Annotated in this window: 1 protein-coding gene; it reads right to left on the minus strand. The window is 63.2% G+C overall.

Annotation, left to right across the window (positions count from 1 at the left end):
- Nucleotides 1-4: 4 nt before the first annotated feature.
- On the minus strand, nt 5-1,277 hold a 1,273-nt coding region (gene glyA, locus GOX66_RS25480; protein ID WP_237212791.1), incomplete at its 5' end, for a serine hydroxymethyltransferase.

Raw genomic sequence — 1,277 nt, forward strand, 5'->3', positions numbered from 1 at the left:
CGTCTTACAGGTTCGGGTAGATCGGGAAGCGGGCGCAGAGTTCGGCGACTTCGGCCTTGACCTTGGCTTCGACGGCACCGTTGCCGTCTTCGCCATTGGCGGCCAGACCGTCGACCACCTCGATGATCCAGTCGGCGATCTGGCGGAATTCGACCTCACCAAAGCCGCGCGTGGTGCCGGCGGGGGAACCCAGACGGATGCCGCTGGTAATGGTCGGCTTTTCCGGGTCAAACGGCACGCCGTTCTTGTTGCAGGTGATGTGCGCCCGGCCCAGTGCCTTTTCGGTGGCGTTGCCCTTCACCCCTTTGGGGCGCAGGTCGACCAGCACCACATGGGTGTCGGTGCCGTGGGTCACCGTGTCCAGACCGCCCTTGATCAGTTGATCCGACAGCGCCTGCGCGTTGGTGACAACTTGCTTGATGTAGTCCTTGAAGGAGGGCTGCAGCGCCTCGCCGAAAGCCACGGCCTTGGCCGCGATCACATGCATCAGCGGGCCGCCCTGAATGCCGGGGAAGATCGCCGAATTCACTTTCTTTGCGATATCTTCATCATTGGTCAGGATCATGCCGCCACGCGGACCGCGCAGGGTCTTGTGCGTGGTGGTCGTGGCCACATGCGCATACGGGAAGGGCGAGGGATGCTCGCCTGCCGCCACCAGACCGGCGAAATGCGCCATGTCCACGTGCAGGTAGGCACCGACCATGTCGGCAATCTCGCGCATGCGGGCAAAGTCGATCTGGCGCGGGATGGCCGAGCCACCGGCGATGATCAGCTTGGGCTGGTGTTCTTTCGCCAGCGCCTCGACCTGATCGTAGTCCAGCATGTTGTCTTCCTTGCGGACGCCGTATTGCACCGCGCGGAACCACTTGCCCGACTGGTTCGGGCGGGCGCCGTGGGTCAGGTGACCACCGGCATCCAGGCTCATGCCCAGAATGGTGTCGCCGGGTTTGATCAGCGCCTGGAACACGCCCTGGTTGGCCTGGCTGCCCGAGTTCGGCTGCACGTTGGCGAACTCGCAGCCGAACAGCTCTTTGGCGCGGTCGATGGCCAGGTTCTCGGCGATGTCGACGAACTGGCAGCCGCCATAATAGCGACGGCCGGGATAGCCTTCGGCATATTTGTTGGTCATCACCGAGCCCTGCGCCTCCATCACGGCGGCAGAGACGATGTTCTCGGATGCGATCAGTTCGATCTCGTCACGCTGGCGGCCCAGCTCGGATGTGATCGAGCCAAAAAGCTCTGGGTCACGGTCGGAAAGGGACTGGGTGAAAAAACCG

The sequence above is a fragment of the Ruegeria lacuscaerulensis genome (genome assembly GCF_013031245.1).
Lineage (GTDB): Bacteria > Pseudomonadota > Alphaproteobacteria > Rhodobacterales > Rhodobacteraceae > Ruegeria > Ruegeria lacuscaerulensis_C.